At 68.1% G+C, this 17794-nt stretch carries 17 protein-coding genes; 5 read left to right on the top strand and 12 right to left on the bottom strand.

The window, feature by feature from the left end:
* Positions 1 to 99 precede the first annotated feature (99 nt).
* Positions 100 to 519, bottom strand: coding sequence for a hypothetical protein (locus tag ACWEWT_RS10920; RefSeq protein WP_452558146.1), 420 nt, complete (start codon positions 517 to 519; stop codon positions 100 to 102).
* Positions 520 to 581: 62 nt separating this feature from the next.
* Positions 582 to 2021, bottom strand: coding sequence for a wax ester/triacylglycerol synthase domain-containing protein (locus tag ACWEWT_RS10925; RefSeq protein ID WP_452558147.1), 1440 nt, complete (start codon positions 2019 to 2021; stop codon positions 582 to 584).
* Between the two features lie 434 nt (positions 2022 to 2455).
* On the opposite strand from ACWEWT_RS10925, the gene ACWEWT_RS10930 reads away from it, so the two are divergent.
* A complete protein-coding gene (locus ACWEWT_RS10930; protein ID WP_452558148.1) occupies positions 2456 to 3322 on the top strand; it encodes a universal stress protein in 867 nt (288 codons plus the stop codon).
* Between the two features lie 46 nt (positions 3323 to 3368).
* Here the strand turns inward: ACWEWT_RS10930 and ACWEWT_RS10935 are convergent, their stop codons facing one another.
* The 3 genes from ACWEWT_RS10935 to ACWEWT_RS10945 form a co-directional block, all read right to left on the bottom strand.
* A complete protein-coding gene (locus ACWEWT_RS10935) occupies positions 3369 to 3809 on the bottom strand; it encodes a CBS domain-containing protein (protein ID WP_452558149.1) in 441 nt (146 codons plus the stop codon).
* Positions 3810 to 3899: 90 nt separating this feature from the next.
* Positions 3900 to 4901, bottom strand: coding sequence for a zinc-binding alcohol dehydrogenase family protein (locus ACWEWT_RS10940; RefSeq protein WP_452558365.1), 1002 nt, complete (start codon positions 4899 to 4901; stop codon positions 3900 to 3902).
* Positions 4902 to 4930: 29 nt separating this feature from the next.
* Positions 4931 to 5371, bottom strand: a complete 441-nt coding sequence (locus tag ACWEWT_RS10945) for a pyridoxamine 5'-phosphate oxidase family protein (RefSeq protein WP_452558150.1) — start codon at positions 5369 to 5371, stop codon at positions 4931 to 4933.
* A gap of 375 nt (positions 5372 to 5746) precedes the next feature.
* Between ACWEWT_RS10945 and ACWEWT_RS10950 the strand changes: the two genes are divergently transcribed.
* The 4 genes from ACWEWT_RS10950 (at position 5747) to ACWEWT_RS10965 (ending at position 9952) form a co-directional block, all read left to right on the top strand.
* Positions 5747 to 6763: a GyrI-like domain-containing protein gene (locus ACWEWT_RS10950; RefSeq protein ID WP_452558151.1), complete on the top strand. Its 1017-nt coding sequence runs from the start codon at positions 5747 to 5749 to the stop codon at positions 6761 to 6763.
* Positions 6760 to 7425 (top strand): response regulator, encoded by a 666-nt coding sequence (locus tag ACWEWT_RS10955; protein ID WP_452558152.1) that lies wholly within the window; start codon positions 6760 to 6762, stop codon positions 7423 to 7425. The genes ACWEWT_RS10950 and ACWEWT_RS10955 overlap by 4 nt, the downstream gene beginning before the upstream one ends.
* 45 nt (positions 7426 to 7470) lie before the next feature.
* Positions 7471 to 9210, top strand: coding sequence for a GAF domain-containing protein (locus tag ACWEWT_RS10960; protein WP_452558153.1), 1740 nt, complete (start codon positions 7471 to 7473; stop codon positions 9208 to 9210).
* Between the two features lie 166 nt (positions 9211 to 9376).
* Positions 9377 to 9952 (top strand): CBS domain-containing protein, encoded by a 576-nt coding sequence (locus tag ACWEWT_RS10965; RefSeq protein ID WP_452558154.1) that lies wholly within the window; start codon positions 9377 to 9379, stop codon positions 9950 to 9952.
* Between the two features lie 100 nt (positions 9953 to 10052).
* On the opposite strand, the gene ACWEWT_RS10970 is transcribed toward ACWEWT_RS10965, so the two are convergent.
* The 7 genes from ACWEWT_RS10970 to ACWEWT_RS11000 all read right to left on the bottom strand — a co-directional run bounded on the left by ACWEWT_RS10970 (position 10053) and on the right by ACWEWT_RS11000 (position 17789).
* On the bottom strand, positions 10053 to 10847 hold the full coding sequence (locus tag ACWEWT_RS10970) for an ABC transporter permease subunit (RefSeq protein ID WP_452558155.1): 795 nt from the start codon (positions 10845 to 10847) through the stop codon (positions 10053 to 10055).
* A gap of 5 nt (positions 10848 to 10852) precedes the next feature.
* Positions 10853 to 11737 carry an ATP-binding cassette domain-containing protein gene (locus ACWEWT_RS10975; protein ID WP_452558156.1) on the bottom strand — a complete coding sequence of 295 codons (885 nt, stop codon included), beginning with the start codon at positions 11735 to 11737 and terminating at the stop codon, positions 10853 to 10855.
* A 52-nt stretch (positions 11738 to 11789) separates the two neighbouring features.
* The gene (locus ACWEWT_RS10980) at positions 11790 to 13829 is read right to left on the bottom strand and encodes an erythromycin esterase family protein (RefSeq protein ID WP_452558366.1); all 2040 of its coding nucleotides are present in this window, start codon (positions 13827 to 13829) and stop codon (positions 11790 to 11792) included.
* Between the two features lie 2 nt (positions 13830 to 13831).
* On the bottom strand, positions 13832 to 14497 hold the full coding sequence (locus ACWEWT_RS10985) for a DUF2267 domain-containing protein (protein ID WP_452558157.1): 666 nt from the start codon (positions 14495 to 14497) through the stop codon (positions 13832 to 13834).
* Positions 14498 to 14627: 130 nt separating this feature from the next.
* On the bottom strand, positions 14628 to 15623 hold the full coding sequence (locus ACWEWT_RS10990) for an Acg family FMN-binding oxidoreductase (RefSeq protein WP_452558158.1): 996 nt from the start codon (positions 15621 to 15623) through the stop codon (positions 14628 to 14630).
* 235 nt (positions 15624 to 15858) lie between these two features.
* Entirely contained in the window at positions 15859 to 16443 is a 585-nt protein-coding gene (locus tag ACWEWT_RS10995) for a CBS domain-containing protein (RefSeq protein ID WP_452558159.1), read from the bottom strand.
* Positions 16444 to 16601: 158 nt separating this feature from the next.
* Positions 16602 to 17789 (bottom strand): DUF1918 domain-containing protein, encoded by a 1188-nt coding sequence (locus ACWEWT_RS11000; protein WP_452558160.1) that lies wholly within the window; start codon positions 17787 to 17789, stop codon positions 16602 to 16604.
* Between the last annotated feature and the right edge of the window lie 5 nt (positions 17790 to 17794).

A 17794-nucleotide genomic window follows, 5' to 3' on the forward strand; every position in this document is an offset into this window, starting at 1 on the left:
ATACCGCGGCCGCATCCGTCGACGGGCGGTCGGCGACGGGTGTGATCCACCGGCGACTCGACTACGACGAACTCGGCACACTCCCCGCGGCAGGAGCGGCTATGGAGCGTCCTGGGTGCGACTCAGCGCCGCGAGGGTCGCGGTGATGTGCACGATGTGGCGTGGTTCGCTCGTCCACAATTCCCGGAACTCCCGGTCCGCGCCCGCATCACGCAGCTGTGTCAGCCAGGTGATCAGCGCCGCGGTGCCCGTGGGGGTCGGGACGAAAACAGTCCCGCCGAACGCCGGGTCCGCGAGCTGCGCGGTATCTCCGGTGAGGATCTCGGCGAGCGCCAGGGCGGTCACGTCGTACAGGTACTCGTCGCCGGCCGGATCTCCGCCGAGCAACCCTTCCGCACCGGCGGCGTTCACCAGGTCGTCGGCCGTGACCCGATCCCGGCCGTCGGAGATCTGCTCGACCAGAGCCAGCACTTCCAGACCCTCGTCGCTCTCCAGCGCCTTGACTCCCCATGCACCCACGACCGTCACTCTAGCGACGCCCTCGGGCGCTGGTCACCGGCGCCGGAACGTTCGTGGGCAGGTCATCGAGGATCCTCTCCCGAGTCGGGACGAGACGCCCCCGCCGGCACATCTCGGCGTCCTCGCGCGGGAGCGCTCTCACCGACTCCCCGTGCCAGCACCGCCCAGAATCCGGACTCGAGACATGCGGTGAGTTCCGCCGGATCCGGGACGGCCGCCGTATCGGCATTTATTCCCACACAACAGGTTCCGAGATAGGAGACGAGTGTGGCATTGAACGCGGTACCGATGGTCGGGCCGAACGCGTACACGTGTTCGACCTCGGCGCCGGCCAGGAACAGCGGCACCGGCGAACCGGGCACATCGGAGGCGACGAAGTCGACATGTTTGAGCATCTGCGCGATCGCGCCGGCGGGCAGGCGGTTGAATACGGCCGCCACCTCGTTCGACCACGGTATCGCCGGTTCCCGGCGCCACCTGTCGACCAGATCGTGTACCGCCCACATCAGGTCCACGACATCATCGATTCCCGCCGGAACCGCGAATCTCGCCAGGGTGATCCGGTTACCGCCGAGCGGATCGCCTTCGGCCCGGACACTGATCGGCATCGTCACTCGCAATTGTTCGAGCGGTGCGTCGTATCGACGGTGATAAGAACGCAGCCCCAGGAGCAGCGCGGTCAGGAACGCGTCGTTCACGGTGCAGTCCGCCCGCAGCGCCGACGCGGCCAAGGGTGCCAGCGGCACCTCCAGCACAGTCAACCGGCGCCCGAGGCCACGTTCGGTCATCACCGGCGACATCGTCCGGGTGACCGGACGGGCCAGGCGCCCCAGCGAGGACGCGAGCCGCACCGCGCCGCGCACGGTCCCGGCCGGATCGGTCACACCACGAGCGGCCGCCGGCACCGCGGATACTCCGGCTCTGAGCAGACGATATCCGGTCACCACGTTCCACTTCAGCAGATCGGTCAGCGGTCCGGGCGCCGCTTCTGCGCAGGTGAGGCCCGGCTCGCGGACGACCCCCGCCCTGGTCGTATCCAGAATCTGCGCGGCGATCTCCATCCCGCCGACGCCGTCGGTGAGGCTGTGATGAACCTTCAGGACAGCGGCGCTGCCGCCCTCGGGCGACCCGGTGAGAACGGTGCAGGTCCACAGCGGCCGCGCCGGGTCGAATGCCGTCATCATCTCGTTGCGGGCGAACTCCAGCACCGCCGCCCGATCCGCCGGTGGCGGCAATGCCACTCGGCGCAGATGCCAGGAAAGGTCGAAACCGGGGTCCGATTCCCAACGGGGTGGCGCCAGGCCCCACGGTGCCGACGACAGCACGTGCCGGAATCTCGGAACGACCCTGGTCGCCCGATCGAACAGGCCGACCACTCTGTCCCACTCGGGTTCGGTGTCGAGAACCAGCACGGACACAATCGTCGACCGCAGTACCGGGTCCTGCTCCATACTCCAGGTGAACAGGTCCGACTGCGTCATATGGGATTCGCGAGAACCCATCCTCGGCCGCCTTCGTCCATCGGCCGGCCCGCATGAGCCGACATATCCACTGTCGTATCGGCACCGCGAACCCGGGAGAGGCGAAGGTCACCGATCCCCGGCCGCCGCGAGGGCGGAGCGGCAACGCTCGTCCGCTACCCCTTGCGACACCCTGTCGGACCGGGGTCCGAGAGGTAAATGCCGAAAGCCCCGAGTCGACCCGCGGTTCGTGCGGTGTTCCCCGCCGATACCGCGTTCGAACGATCCGCACCGGCTCGCGCCGGTACCTTCCCGCTCGGAGCGGAGACGACTTCGGACTCCCGGAACCGGGACCAAGGCCCGCTTCGACGACGCCCGCGGTGCCCTACGGTCGCAGTACCGGTAGCAGCCGCAGCGGCGCAGCGTCCGCGACCGTCCCCGGCACAGCTCCCGAGCCGTCGAGTGGGAGGCGCCCTGTGAGCACACACACCGAACAGCCCGTCGTCGTCGGCATCGACGGTTCGTCCACCTCCATGGCCGCCCTACACTGGGCCGCCCGGGCAGCCGCCTACTACCACGCCCCACTGCACATCGTGTACGCAGTCGGTGCGCCGATCGATTTCGGCCCCGGCCTGGGGGTTGTCGGATTCGACAACCAGGCCATGCGCGCCGACGGCGAGGCGGTCTGCGCATCGGCCGCGAAGGTCGCTCGCGAACTCGCCGACGATCTGGTGATCGTCACCTATGTCGTCGATCCGGATCCCGCACCCGTACTGATCGAACGCTCGCGTACCGCACGCACGGTAGTGGTGGGGACCAATGGTCACAGCGCGATCGGACGCGGCCTGCTCGGCTCGGTGAGCACGTCGCTCGCCCGGTACGCGCACGGCCCGGTCGCCGTGATCCCGGAGTCCTACCGGGACGGCGGCGAGCGAACCGGTATGCCGGTGGTCGTGGGGGTCGACGGATCCGCGTACAGCCGGGAAGCGGTCGATATCGCATTCGCCGAGGCGAGTCGATTCGGCGTCGGACTCGTCGCGGTCACCACCTGGTCGGAGTTCTTTCGCTACATCTCCCGTGCCGAAATGCAGGAGCAGGCCCGCGGATTCCAGGCCGAGAGCCTGGCCGGCTACGCGGAAACCTGTCCGGACGTAGCGGTGACCCATTCTGTCGCCGAAGACCGGCCCGCCCGCCGTCTGCTGCGGGAATCCGAGGGCGCGCAACTGGTCGTGGTGGGCAGCCGCGGGAAGGGCGGTTTCGCCGGAATGGCACTGGGCTCCACCAGCCAGGCGGTCCTGCACGGCGTGGCGGTGCCGCTGATCATCGCCCGCCCACGCGCCTGACGCCGGGCGGAGCACAACACGGTTCCCGCCACGCCGCCGGCGACCTTCAACTGGTGGTGGCGGGAAGTTTCTGCGCACACACCGCCTCGACGAATCCGGCGACATCGGCGTCGGGCAGCCCACGCGCGATATCCGCCTCGGTGATCATTCCGGCCAGCCGTCCGTGATCGGTCACCGGCAGCCGGCGAATCTGGTATCGGCGCATCACGGCGAGCGCCTCGTCGATACCCGCACCGATATCGACGGTACGCAATTCGTCACCCTGCGCGAATTCGCCGGCGGTCGCGGTCTCCGGATGATGCCCCAGGGCAAGGCATTCGACGACGATATCGCGATCGGTGACGATACCCACCGGACGGCCTTCGCCGTCACAGATCGGCAGCGAACCGATATCGCGCTGCCGCATCTTCGCGGCGGCGATATCCATGGTGTCGCGCACACCGATCGAATCGATCTCGGAATGCATCAGTTCTTCCACTGACTTCATATCGAACTCCTTCGATCGCGATTTTCCTGCGGCGGTTCTCCGCCGAGTTCCTGCGGGATCGGCCGGGTGGCCGGGTCGATGCCGTACGGTTCACGGCACCAGGACGGCCGCGCCGTCGAACCGGCCGTGCGACAGATCGGCCAGGGCGCAGTCGGCGCGGTCGAGCGGGTACGGATGGGTCGTCACCCGGAGACGGTGATCTTGCGCGAAGGCCAGGAACTCGCGCGCGTCGACCCGGGTATTGGAGGTGACACTGCGTAGCTGTTTCTCCCGGAAGAGATGGCGCCGATAGTCGAGCGGCGGAATCTCGCTGAGATGGATACCGGCCAGCGCCAGTGTGCCGCCCGGCCCCAGCGCTTCCAGCGCGGGCGGCACCAACTCGCCTGCCGGCGCGAACAGTATCGCGGAATCCAACGGCTCCGGCGGCGGATCTGCGGCGTGCTGCGCCGAGGCGACACCGAGTGCGAGCGCCAGCGCCCGCGCGGCAGCGCCCCGGGTCATGACGTGCACCCGGACACCTCGGGCGAGCGCGACCTGCGCGGTGAGGTGGGCACTGCCGCCGAAACCGTAGATACCCAGCACGCCGCCGACGGGTACGGCGGCCCGGGCGAGGGCCCGGTACCCGATGATCCCCGCGCACAGCAGTGGCGCGAGCTCGCGGTCGTCATATCCACCGGGTAATCGCACCGCGAATTCCGCCGGGACGGTGGTGTACTCGGCGTAGCCGCCGTCGGCGTCCCAACCGGTGTAGCGCGACTGTGCGCAGAGGTTCTCCGCGCCGCGTCGGCACCACGCGCACTCTCCACAGGTATGGCGCAACCAGGGAATACCGATGCGGTCGCCGACCGCGAACCCGGCCGAGTCCCCACGACCGGTATCGACGACCTCCGCGACGATCTCGTGTCCGGGGACGACATGCTCCCGGTGCACCGGGAGATCGCCCTCGGCGACGTGCAGATCCGTCCGGCAGACGCCGCAGGCCCGAACTCTGGCCACGAACTCACCGGCGCCGGGTTCGGGGAGCGGTTCGGTTCGCTGAACGAGCGGTTTGCGGTCGATCCCACGCGGTGAATCGACTCGCCACGCGCGCATCGTCTCCGCCGGGCAGGCCCGCCCGGGCTTCATACCGCCACCTCCTCGATCAGTCTCGTGCCGGATACGAGAACGGGATCGATACCGATCACCATCCCGGCGGCCTGATCTCCCCAGAGCCCCAGCCGCCGCGTGTACTCCGCCGCCAGTTCGCCAGGGGTGAGTACCCGCGCCGGGCCGGTGATCAGCACCGCCCACCCGATCCGCCGTACGGGATCGATATCGTCGGCTTCATAGGCCACCACTACAGGTCGGCCGCGGAGGCTACCGTCCAGCCCGCTGAACGGGGTGGTCCGGATGATCAACGATCCGTCCGGGTCGAGCAGATGGTTCACCGCACGCACCGCCGGAAGCGCGTCGTCGGTGTAGACGATACGTCCGAGCGACGTCGATCCGAGCAGACGCAGGGCCTCGGCGCGCCCGATTTCCACGATCAGGCGCGGGCCCAGGGATTCATCGGCTCCGGACACGTCGTGTCACCGCTTCCTACTTCGGTGCTTCCAGTCGATACCACCATCGAAGACCGGGACGGGGCAGGGTCGGACGCCCTCGGCGGCACCCACCAAGTACCCATATCCCGGTGCTGCCGGCTCCACGTTGTCCGGCGGGGTTTCCGGGGCCCGAATCGGATGCGTAGGTCCCCACCGTCCGAGGTCCAGCGGCACTGGGCGGCCACCGGCCGGGCACGTAAGGTCGGATGGTCGATGGAACTGAACACGCAGCCGGCTGTGATGCTGTCACCGCTGTGATGCTGTCACCGAAGGCGTGGATATCGGCGTCTCCTCCGGCCGCCGAGCGCGGCCGGAGTCGCGGAAACGTGGCACCCACCGGCCCAGAATCCCGCGGTGAGGAGGTATCGATCGATGGACTACCGGGTCGGTATCGACGAATCCGAACCGCACACCGTACTGGTGCTGCGCCGGGCGGTATCGAGCGACCGTGCCCGTGACGATATCGGAGCGGGTACGGCCGAGCTCTACCGGCTCGCACGTTCGCTCGGAGCGGCACCGATCGGCTCGCCGCGCACCACCTACTACGGCCTGTTCGGGCCCGGAACCACGAACAGGGCCGAGTTCGAACTCCCCATCACCCTGTGCCCCGGTGGTGGCACCACCGAGGAATTCACGATTCGCCGTACCGACCGCCAGCGCTTCGCCCATACCAGCCATCGTGGCGGGTACGGCGGACTCGCCGACGCGTATCGAGCCCTCGACCGCTGGATCCTGGCGGCCGGTCTCCAGGCGGTCGGACCGCCGACCGAGGTATACCATGTCGCTCCCGATGAGGCGGTCACTCCAGCCGGCATGGTCACCGAGATCCGCGTGCCGATCGCCGCCGCCCTGCTGACCGTTCGCACACCGGGGCCCTTCGAGAAGGTCGTCGAGGCGACCCGGAAAATACTGCGCGAATACGGGTTCGACATCGTCGGTGAAGTCGGTATTCCAGAGCCCCTGGGAGATCGACCGCACCACGGACCGGGAGTTCAGCTTCTTCTCTCCGTCCACGACCCGGGCCTCGCCGGGCGGGCGCTCGGTACGACGGGCCGGATCGCGCCGTTGTTGCCCTGCACGGTGGCGCTGCGCGCCGAAGCCGGTTCCACCATCGTCGAAGCGCTGGATCCGGAACAGCTGCCGCCGTTCGGTGACCCACAGATATCGGTGCTACAGGCCGGTGAACTCGGAGGACGCCTACGGGAAATCCTGGACGGCGTGGCAGCTGTCTGCCGCGCGGACCTCGGTCAAGAGTCTCTGGACCCTCGACATGAGGCCGCCCTGTCCTCGGATGCGGGCCCGATTCCGGCTCGTCGAGCCGACGATGCTCCGTACCCTGAGACCAGCGGCGGAGAGAGAGGTGGACCATGATCAGGGTGTTCCTGGTCGACGACCATGAGATAGTGCGTCGTGGCGTGGCCGACCTGATCGATTCGGAACCGGATATGGAGATCGCCGGGGAGGCGGCCAACGCATCCCAGGCGCTCGCGCGGATCCCGGCGCTGCGCCCCGACGTGGCGGTCCTCGACGTCCGGTTACCCGACGGCAACGGTATCGAACTGTGCCGGGAGCTCCTCTCCGCCAACGAGGAGTTGCACTGTCTGATGCTGACCTCCTACACCGACGAACAAGCCATGCTCGATGCCATTCTGGCCGGGGCCAGCGGCTATGTGGTCAAGGACATCACCGGCCTGGACCTGGTCGGTGCCATCCGGCAGGTCGGCGCAGGCAAATCCTTGTTGGACAATCGTGCCGCGGCCACTCTGATGGCCCGCTTCCGTGCCGAGGCCGAAGCCGCGACCGGACCACTGGCGGGACTGACCGGACAGGAGCGCACACTTCTCGCACTGCTCGGCGAGGGCCTGACGAACCGCCAGATCGCCGGACGGATGTTCCTGGCCGAGAAAACCGTGAAGAACTACGTCTCCCGGCTGCTCACCAAGCTCGGGGTGGAGCGCCGCACCCAGGCCGCCGTCATCGCCACGAAGCTGGGCTCGACCGAGAAAAGTGACCTGGACCTGCACCGTCCGTGATCTCATCCTTGGCAACCGCGCACCGGCGATGGAAGAATAGCGGCCATGGAAGGCCAGGTGTCCGCAGCGGGCGATCGGCCACCGGTGACCGAGATGCTGTCCCAGCTCCGGCTGCACGAACTCCTCGACGAGGTCCAGGACCGAATCGCGCAGATCGTCGACGTACGCGACAGGATGGACCGGCTGATGGAGGCGATGCTGGCCATCACCGCGGGGCTGGACCTCGACGAAACTCTACGTTCCATCGTGCACACCGCCATCGAGCTCGTCGATGCCGGCTACGGCGCGCTGGGTGTGCGCGGCACCGACAGGAACAGCCGCGAACTGGCCGAATTCGTCTACGAAGGCATCGATGACCGCACCCGGGAGCTGATCGGCAACCTCCCGCGCGGTCGCGGCGTCCTCGGCCTGCTCATCGACCAGCCCGAGCCGATTCGCCTTCCCGATATCGGGAGCCATCCCTCCTCGGTCGGCTTCCCGGCCCATCATCCACCGATGCACAGCTTCCTCGGAGTCCCGGTGAAGGTACGCGACGAAGTCTTCGGCAATCTGTACCTCACCGACAAGATCGGCGCCGCGGAGTTCACCGAGGACGACGAGGCCGTCGTCCGGGCGCTGGCCGCATCCGCCGGTATCGCCATCGAGAACGCCCGGCTCTACGAACAGTCGCGCATGCGGTACCGCCGGCTGGAGGCGACCCGGGATGTCGCCACCGAATTACTCGCCGGCGGCGAACCCGCGGAAGTGCTCGATCTGGTCGCCGAACGCGCCCGCCTCCTCACCAGGGCCGCCACCGCTTTCGTCGCCCTGCCCGACGACCCGGAACAGCCACGCCACGAGGTTCACGAGTTGACCGTCGCCGCCGCAGCCGGCGACCGGGCCGACGCCCTGCGCGGTCAGCGGCTGCCGCTGGCCGAATCCCGGGCCGACCAGGCATTCCGGCAGGCCTCGACGATCACTCTGGAACGACTCCCGGCCGATATCCTCCCGGAATTCGCCCCTGAATTCGGACCTGCCCTGGTCCTTCCCCTGCTGGCCGGCGAGAACGTCATCGGGGTCCTGACCACGGTTCAACCGGCAGGTGCCGAATGTCTGGACCCTGCGGTGCGGGCAATGATGACCGTGATCGCCAACCAGGCCGCACTGGCACTGCGGCTATCGCAGACCCAGCACCGGATGCGGGAACTCGATGTCGTCGCCGATCGCGACCGGATCGCGCGCGACCTGCACGATCATGTCATCCAGCGACTGTTCGCGGTGGGGCTCGGGCTACAGACCACGCTCCAGCGCGCTCGCAGCCCGGAAGTGAAGGCCCGATTGGGCGAGACGATCGACGACCTGCAATCCATTGTCGAGGATATCCGCCACTCCATTTTCGATCTGCACAGCAGCACGGCAGTCGAATCGGCCGACTTCCGCAAACATCTCCACGCGATCGTGGCCGAGATGACCGCCGAAACAGAGTTGCGTACCTCGATCCGGCTGGCAGGCCCACTCACCGTCCTCACCCCACCACTGTCCGACGATATCGAGGCAGTGGTGCGCGAGGCGATCAGCAATGTGGTCAAGCATGCCCACGCCACCGCACTCTCGGTCGACCTTCGGATCGGTGACGAGGTCACTCTCGAGGTCGCCGACGACGGCATCGGCCTGTCTCCCGATATCGATCGCCGCAGCGGCCTGGCCAATCTCGCCGCACGCGCGAAACGTGCGGGCGGCGAGTGCCGCACGAGCGCGAATCCATCGGGCGGCACACTGCTGAACTGGAGTGCCCCGCTGCCCTGATCGCTCAGGAACCGCCCGGTCGGGTAACCACCGGAAAGGTGACTTCGGTCCCCGTGGCGGGGTCCTCGAGCACTAACCGGAACGACCCGCGGGGACGAAGCTGAAGATCGTCGAAGCCCGGGACAACCGCGCCGGGAGCCGCCGGGCCGAGCAGGAGGGTGATGTGATGCGCGCACGCGATATTCTCAGTCGGCCGGTGATCACGGTTCGTCCGGACACCCTGCTGCCCGATGCTGTCGCGCTGCTGACCGGGCACGGCTTCGCGGCCCTACCGGTAGTGGACGACAGCGAGCGCGTAGTCGGCATACTGTCCGAGTCCGACGCCATGACCGCGCCACCCGGTACAGCCACTGTCGATTCCGCGATGACCGTGCCGGTGGAAGTAGTCGGCCCGGCAGCGGATACCGCGACGATCGCCGGCGTCGCCCTGGATCACCACGTGCGATCGATTCCGGTCGTCGAAGCCGGTGTTCTCGTCGGAATCGTCTCCCGGCGGGATCTGCTGCGCGCTCTCCTCTGCGACGAGACCACGATCGAGGCGAGCGTCCGGTCGGTACTGGACGACTATGCCGGCAGCCATCGCCAATGGGATATCGAGGCCGCCGACGGTACCGTGACCGTTCAGGGGATCTACGCCGACGAGACCGAGCAGCGCACTGTCGCAGCACTGGCACGTACTGTTCCCGGCGTCGCGGAAGTCCGGATTGTCGATATCGCGGCGACCGCGGCACCCGAGAGGTGAGGAGTGCCGGGGAAACCGACCTGCCGCTTCCGCCGTGGCGCGCTGCATCCTGACGACGATCGGCCTGCTGGTGTGGCACCGAAGTCACCGGCGCACGCGATCACACACCGGCGATATCGCGGCGAGCGAAGATCGGCAACCCCACTGCCAGTGCCGACGCGCCGGCCACCAGCAGCCAGCCGTAGGCGGCCGGGATCCCGGCGCCCATCGGTCCGCCTTCGAGAGCTTGATGGAACGGCGAGAGCGGGCCCCACGGCCGTACTGCGTCGACCAATTTGCTCGCCACATACACAACATAGGCGGCCACCGCGAAAACCGATGCCACGGCGGCAGCGAGGGTCCGCTTTCCGGTCGCGGCACCCACAGCCAGGGCAAGCAGGCCGAACTCGATCCCCATGAGCACCATGGCCAGCGCCCCGGTCAGCCCGGAACCCGCCGTCACACCGAGTCCGAACAGCGCCGAGCAGGCGACAACGGCCGCGAACAGCACCACACCGAGCACCACAACCGCCGTAACGAGCACCGCTGCCTGTTCGAGTGCCAGCCGCACCGGCGTTGTTCTCGTGACGAGCAGCACTTCCAATGTTCCGCGCTCCTCCTCGCCGGCGATCGCTCGGACGCCGCGGCCGATCGCGAAGACGAGAAACAGGATCGGAAGAAGCATGCTGAACAGTTCCACATTCAGGAATCCGGTGCCGGTGCCGAATTCGTCCAGGTCGAACAGCTCGCGCAACGGCTCGGGATAGTTCTCCAGCAGTTCCCGCATACCCGACATTCCCGAGATCGACGGCCACAGTGCGCTTTCCAGTAGCACCAGGGCAACCATTCCGATACTCCACCCGGCCAGTCCACGGCGTTGATCTCGCAAACCTTTCGAATACACAGTGCGCAGCACAGCATTCAGTCCTGTCCGTAATAGGTGAGGAACACATCTTCCAGATCCGGCTCACGACTCACGATGTCGACGACACCGTACGGGGCAGTCGCTTTCAGCAGCTCCGCCGTCGAACCCTGCACCTCGACCTGCATACGGTGCGCGTTGCGATCGATCCGGCGGACGCCCGGCACGGCGCGGATCGAGTCCGGATCCGGGGGTGTCCCGGCGAATGTCAGGTCGATCCGGCGTACGGTCCGGACGGTGAGTTCGGCGACGGACCGGACCGCGATGAGCTGCCCGCGCCGGAGCATCCCCACGGTATCGGCGACCGCTTCGACCTCGGAGAGCACATGGGAGGACAGGAACACCGTGCGCCCGCTGTCGCGAACCTCCCGCACCATGGTCAGGAACTCACGCTGAACCAGTGGATCCAGGCCGGTGGTCGGTTCGTCGAGCACGAGCACGTCCGGATCGGTCATGAAGGCCTGCACCAGACCGACCTTCTGCCTGTTGCCGTGGGACATCGCCCCGATGCGGGCCGAGAGATCCAAGCCGAGTCGCTGCGCCGCGGCCCCGCGCACCGACGGATCGACCCCACCGTGCAGGTGTGCCAGGTAGTCGAGGTACTGGCCGGCGGTCAGATCCGGGTAGGCGACGAACTGGCCCGGCAGGTATCCGAGATGCCGTTGCGCGAGTTCACGTTCCCGCGTGGTGTCCGCGCCGCAGATTCGGGCCGAGCCGCGCGTCGGCCGCATCAGGCCGGCCAGGATGCGGATGGTGGTGGTTTTCCCGGCACCGTTGGGACCCACGTAGCCGAAGACGACTCCGGCCGGGATCCGTACGTTCACATCCGTGAGCGCCATGGTCCGGCCATAGGTTTTGGTCAGTCCGGTGAGCTCGATCGTCACAACAGACCTCCGATCCGGCCGGCGCGGCCGTCCTCCACTGCGCGAAATCGGTTCACAGCCCGGTGGGGTAGCTCTCGGGGACGGTGCCGGAGCCGGGGTCTCCTTCCGATTGGAGCGGCTGGAGCGCGGTGGTCCGGTCGATATGGATGAGTGCGTCGTACTGCTGCGCCGCGCGAGCGTGGTAGTAGTGGCTCTGGCGTTCGGTGCCCGGGCTGTACACCACTCCTATGGCCCGCTGGATACGGGGCGTGCCGAGGTGATCGGTAACAGCGCCTCGGGTATCCAGGCGTAGCAGGAACTCCTGTTTCCCGGTGTCGCGCAGAAGTGACTCCAGACTGGAGGGAAGCGGCTCGCGTACGGTTTCGCGCAGGGCCGGACCGCCCCATTTCCGAGCCGCGGTCACCGTGCCGGAGCCGGTGCTGAATCCGATAGTGCGGCACCGGTCCCCGTGCCGTTCACGCACCAACTGCCCGAGGGTGATCTGCCCTTCCGCGCCGAGTTCGGTGGCCCGCGCGTCTCCCACATGAGAGTTGTGCGCCCACACCACAATGCGTGGTTCCCCGTGTATCCGCGCGTAGTCGCCCGGCCGCGCCAGATGGGTGGCGAGCGCGTCGAGGGTTTGCGCCATATGCCGATCACGCATATTCCACGAATGCACGCGGCCGCCGAGCATCGCACGGTAATAGGCCTCCGCGTTGCGGACGGACCACGCATTTCGGAGGACGTCGAACTGTTCCTCGGAGTCCCCGCCGTGTGACATCGCGGTGGTGAGCAGGCCCCGTTGCAGTTCGACGAGCTGCTCGACCACCTGTTTCGCACAGCCTTCCCCAGCGCCGAACGCTGTGGCGAGTCCATAGGCCTCTCCGTCGTCGCCACTCACCTGATCGAAGCAGGAATAGCGGGCCCGGGCCCGCTGCGCCGCCGGTGGATCGGCCTGTTCGAGGTAGCGCACCACCGCGCGCATCGACCGGTGCAGGCTGTAGAGATCGAGCCCGTAGAAACCGGTCTCCGGCGCACCGGCACCCCGGCAGCGGGCATTGTGCCCGTGTAACCAACCGACGAAATCCCGGACCACGGTGTTGCGCCACATCCACGACGGAAAGCGTTCGAATCCCGCCAGAGCGTCCTCCGCATCCCGATCCGCGCCGTGGCCGCGCACATAACGATCGACGCGGTAGGCATCGGGCCAGTCCGCCTCCGCCGCCACCGCGGTGAACCCGCGTTGTTCGATGAGCCACTTGGTGATCGCCGCGCGCGCCGCGTAGAACTCGTATGTGCCGTGCGAACTCTCACCGATGAGCACGAACCGGGCATCGCCGACCAGATCACCGAGAACAGTCCACGGAGGGATTCCGGCGGGGGCGGCGACGGCGGCGTCGCGCAGTACCGCCGACGAGTCCGGTGGAAGGCGCCCGGGCACCCCGGCCGTGGGCGCGGCCAGCAGCCGGCCGACCTGTTCGTCGGTGACCTGACCGAAGTCCCAGTAGGATTCTCCGACGGCACGGAACGGGGACGGCACGGTCGCGCAGACCAGTTCGTCCACCGCGGCACCGAGTTCGCGGCAGGTGGATTCGGGTGCGGCGGCGACGGCGACGACGATCCTTTTCGGCTCCGCGCTGCGAACTGCCTCGACGGCGGCGAACATGCTCGCGCCGGTGGCGAGTCCGTCGTCGACCAGGATCACGGTCCTACCCGACATTTCCAGCGGTCCACGCCCCGCTCGGTACCGCGCCGCGCGCCGGTCCAGCTCTGCCGCTTCCTCCCGCGCGATATCGCGAACCTGCTCGGCAGACAGACGCAGCGCGCGTACGACATCGTCGTTGAGCACGATCCGGCCGTCGGAGGCCAGGGCACCGATCGCGAATTCGGGATCGCCGGGGGCGCCGAGTTTGCGCACGATCATCGTGTCCAACGGCGCTTCGAGCGCTGCGGCGACCTCCCACGCGACCGGTAGTCCGCCGCGCGCAAGTCCCAGCACCAGCAGGTCCGGTTCACCGCGGTAATGCTCCAGCAAGCGAGCCAGGGCGGCGCCGGCTTCGCGGCGGTCGTGGAAGATACGGGTCCCGGCCCGCTCGGTGTCCAGGGATGCCATCGTCAACTCGCTTCCGTGGTGTGCCGGTCCACCAGGCCCTCGGCGAGGAGAATGCGATGCGCCGATTGTGCCGCGGCGGCGACCCGCTGCTCGTCGGGCGGGGTGACGGGAAGCTGTTCGAGCCCCCGGGCCAATACCGCCAGAGCCTCCCCGAGGCCGCGGACCTGCGAAGCCAGGTCCCGCTGGTGGCCCGAACTCCCGCGGGAGGGCGGGGAAACGTGCGCGGCCGCGGGCTCATCGCCCAGGAAATCACCCCACAGGGCGATGTCCAGGGGACCGGGTAGCACTGCGAAGATACGGGTGAGCTGACCGGGCGCGAACAGCCCGTCCAGCGTTCTGGTGATCTTTCCGGCGATCGGCACGACCTCGTCACGGTCGATTCGCGCCGATTCGGCGAACTGGTCGACGAACGCACCCACTCCGTGCCGGACCGGGACCCGTGCCGGGACCCAGCCCTCGTACCACACCCCACGCAGGAACTCCGGGAGCTGGGCGGCCACATGGGTGGAGTTGGACACCCCGATTCGGTCACGGACCGTGTGCATCCACGCGCGCAGGGCGCGGAAGGCGAAGTGGCGATCCTCGGTTCCCAACCCCTCGGCGACGGCGTTCAACCACGTGTGCGCGGTATCTACTCCGGCAGCGAGCGGATCGTTGTGATGTGCCATGCCGTGGCCTCCTCGGTCCGATGCGCCGATCACGGTGCAACTCCAACCTTGGATACGAGTGCCCGGCCGGTGCAGGGGCGGAAGTCGCCGGTCGCCGGGGCCATGGTCCCGATCACGGTCGGCCGGGTGGTCAGGCCGACGGAGCGGCGGTGTGCAGAATCTCGATCAGCGGCAACCGGGGTGTACGCGCCGGCGGCTGTTCCCGAGGCGGAACGGCACCGACCCGGACGAGGACCTGGGGCCGACGATCGCCCCCGATGAGGGATCGGACCACGGCACGGCTGCGGTCGACCTCGGTCAGATTCGTCAGCGGACAGGTCGCGTAACCGGCGAGGGTGGACTCGAGCAGTACGGTGGACAGCACCTCACCGCAGCGCACGATCTCCTCGGGCGTATCACCCACGGTCGACAGGACCAGAATCCTGGCGTGATCATCGGCGGCTTCGAGCTCCCGGTCGGATGCCCCCGATTCGGAACTCGGGAACCGGCGGCCGACCGCGACCCGGTCCTGTTCGCCGGGTGCCGCCAGCGCGCTGCGGGGAATGCCGGTCGCGCTGATCACATGACCTGTCCACCAATGTAGTTCGGCATGGTAGTCCGCGTCGTAGCGTCGCAGGGCCGTGACCATCTGCGCGGCGTGCGCCAGAGCCGGCCGGCTCTCCTCCGGAAGAACATCGAGGGCGGCGTCATAGGAATCGAACGTCGACCGCAGGATCGTCTCGAAGTCCGGCCAGCCGGACGGCTCCGGGAACGGTAACCGGTCCGTATAGCGCCGATCGATCGCCTCAGCGCGCGCGCGATCACCTTCGGTGACTATTACCGATCGATGGAATGTTATGTCCGCCAGATGATTTCGATCATTAGGATTCGGCAGACGCGCCACCGACAGCTGCCATCCGGCGGCGCTCATGGCCACCCGCAGATGGTCCAGCACCGCCCCACAGCTGATCAGCAGCTGACGGCCACCGGGATCTGTCGTCGGCAGCATCCGCTCCGGGACGGCGAACAGGCTCAGCACCCGGTCGTGAGACTTCCAGAGCCAGGGTTGGCTGTTGTGCAACGAAGGCGCCCGGCCCGCACGGCGGACGGCACGCTCGACAACCGACCCGGCCGGTCCATTCGTCATGGTTACGACGGTAGGCAAGAAGCTGCCGGGTGAACGGAGTCTTTGGTCCCCGATCCTCGTGCCGGGCAGCTCTCGTATCACCGGGCTGGGCCCGCACGGCCGCCCCGCACTCCGGGCGCGCGGGCACCCATCAACCACCCGTAACCGGCGGGGCGAACCCGGGCTCGAGCCGGAGCCGGGCCGGTCGCATCCCGGGGTCGCCGCGGAAGCGACCCGCTACAACTGCACGACCGCGTCAGCTCCCGCCCGGTGGAACCGCCGCGGTATCCACGACGCGTACCTCGCCGACTCCGGGAATCGTCCGTGCCATCGCCGCCAGCACCCGCTCCTCGGCTTCGTCGGCGCAGGCACCGCGAATGGTGACCATGCCGTCGCCGACCTCGACATCCCAGCGACGATGGCTTCCGGAGTAGTCTTCGAGCAGCGAACTCACCCGCGCCTCCACCGCGTCCTCATCGCGTGTCAATGCCCGCAGCAGGTCACGCCGGGACACGATTCCGACGAGGACACCGGCCTCCACGACCGGTACCGAACGCCGACGATTGTCGAGCATCATCTTCGCGATCTCGGATATATCGGTGGCCGGTTCGACAGCCTGTACCGGCGTCTTCATCGCGACCGCGACGATACCGGCTTCCCGCCCCGATTCGATGGCTGCCAGCGCATCCGACTCGGTCAGTATGCCCACCACCCGTTCGCGGTCGTCGACGACAGGCAATGCGGCGAATCCCTTCCCGGTCAGCTCCGCCACCGCCTCCGGCAGCGGGGTCTCCCGCCGCACGGTGGCCACCGGACGGCTGAGAATGTCACGCGCGCGCATACCGCACCACCTCGTCTCGGATTCCGGAGAAGCGTCCGCAGCGACACGGTCGCCCCGGCTCTTCCACCAGGTTCGCCCGACCGGTCTCCTCGCCGCCAGAGGGCAAATACCTCACCGCAGCGACCGAAAGACCCCACCGCACCGGGAAAACCACTGGTTCATCGACTCGGGGTGCGATGTCGCGGCTCTGAACCGAACAGGTAGTGCTCGGCGGCTGCGTGCTGACTCGCATGCAGATCTGCCGCGGTGACCACATGCGCGTCCGGCCCGGGAAACATCAGTGCGCGGCGCCCCGTCTCGGTCCAGTGCACCAGATACGGTGGATTGCCGTTCTCTCCATGGATTTCCTCGATGAGCCCCCGCTGCACCGCGCCGTCGGCGGCGCCGTGCTCGATGACCAACCAGTCTCCGACGTGTGCGCGCATGGGTGCGACCTCCTTCTCCCTCCCCGCCTCGCGGCCCAGAATCGACGGAGTACCGCCCCCGTCGACAGTGCCGGCCGTCCCCGGTCGCGTCGACCTTCGTCCCCGCACGCTGTCCGGATGCTCGCGTGCGTCGTTCGCCGATGAGGCGCGCAGCTCGAGGCGGTCCCGCGCCGCGGCGGCACCGTGCTGCTCCGGTTGTTCCCGGGTCTCGTCGGCCGCGAGCCAGGAGTGGAGATGCTCGGGACCGAACACAAGCACCAGATAGAGACCGGTAACAGCCGCGAACACCGCACCCCGCAGTATTACTCCGAAGACCACCGAGACCACAGCCGCCGGATAGACGGGGGCGACACCCTCGTAGAGTGGCCGGGCCACCCCGAGGAACACCGTCACCCCCATGATCCAGGCCACCGCATCGGCCCAGATCCACAGGACCGCCTGATCGGACCAGCTCCGCAGGACGCGCCACTGACAGATACCGAGCACGAACGCCATGGCCGGCACGCCCGTGGCGACCACCAGGACCTGGAGCAGTACCGGCAGGGCCGCCAGTCGCGCCCCGTAACCGATGGCCGCCGAGATGATCGACCATTCGAGAGCGGCGGCCACCGCCGTGGCGAGGGCCCAGTCGAGAGGGGGCACCGCGACCGACCACCGACGGAGTGCGCGTACCTGTGTCACAGCCAGCACGGTTGCCCCCAGGGCTGCGGCGGGCACTGCCGCCCCCGCCGGACTCCACGGCGTGAGAGCGTCGGCCAACGGATAGACAATGATCGGGAGCGCCCATGCGGCAGTCGCGCCGACGGTCACCAGGCCGAACCAGCGCCGGCGCCCGTCGCGGAAGGGTTCGGCCGACCGCGCATCGGGCAATACCGTTCGGGGCGGTGTGTCTTCACCGGTGTACTGCTCGCTGATGTCCATACCCT

It is taken from the genome of Nocardia sp. NPDC003963 (genome assembly GCF_053605105.1).

Excerpts from the sequence above, each read along its gene's own strand:
- ACWEWT_RS10990 (WP_452558158.1), bottom strand. The coding sequence starts at position 15,623 with ATGACGAATGGACCGGCCGGGTCGGTTGTCGAGCGTGCCGTCCGCCGT.
- ACWEWT_RS10955 (WP_452558152.1), top strand. The coding sequence starts at position 6,760 with ATGATCAGGGTGTTCCTGGTCGACGACCATGAGATAGTGCGTCGTGGC.
- ACWEWT_RS10995 (WP_452558159.1), bottom strand. The coding sequence starts at position 16,443 with ATGCGCGCGCGTGACATTCTCAGCCGTCCGGTGGCCACCGTGCGGCGG.
- ACWEWT_RS10985 (WP_452558157.1), bottom strand. The coding sequence starts at position 14,497 with ATGGCACATCACAACGATCCGCTCGCTGCCGGAGTAGATACCGCGCAC.
- ACWEWT_RS10935 (WP_452558149.1), bottom strand. The coding sequence starts at position 3,809 with ATGAAGTCAGTGGAAGAACTGATGCATTCCGAGATCGATTCGATCGGT.
- ACWEWT_RS10980 (WP_452558366.1), bottom strand. The coding sequence starts at position 13,829 with ATGGCATCCCTGGACACCGAGCGGGCCGGGACCCGTATCTTCCACGAC.
- ACWEWT_RS10940 (WP_452558365.1), bottom strand. The coding sequence starts at position 4,901 with ATGCGCGCGTGGCGAGTCGATTCACCGCGTGGGATCGACCGCAAACCG.
- ACWEWT_RS10925 (WP_452558147.1), bottom strand. The coding sequence starts at position 2,021 with ATGGGTTCTCGCGAATCCCATATGACGCAGTCGGACCTGTTCACCTGG.
- ACWEWT_RS10965 (WP_452558154.1), top strand. The coding sequence starts at position 9,377 with ATGCGCGCACGCGATATTCTCAGTCGGCCGGTGATCACGGTTCGTCCG.
- ACWEWT_RS11000 (WP_452558160.1), bottom strand. The coding sequence starts at position 17,789 with ATGGACATCAGCGAGCAGTACACCGGTGAAGACACACCGCCCCGAACG.
- ACWEWT_RS10960 (WP_452558153.1), top strand. The coding sequence starts at position 7,471 with ATGGAAGGCCAGGTGTCCGCAGCGGGCGATCGGCCACCGGTGACCGAG.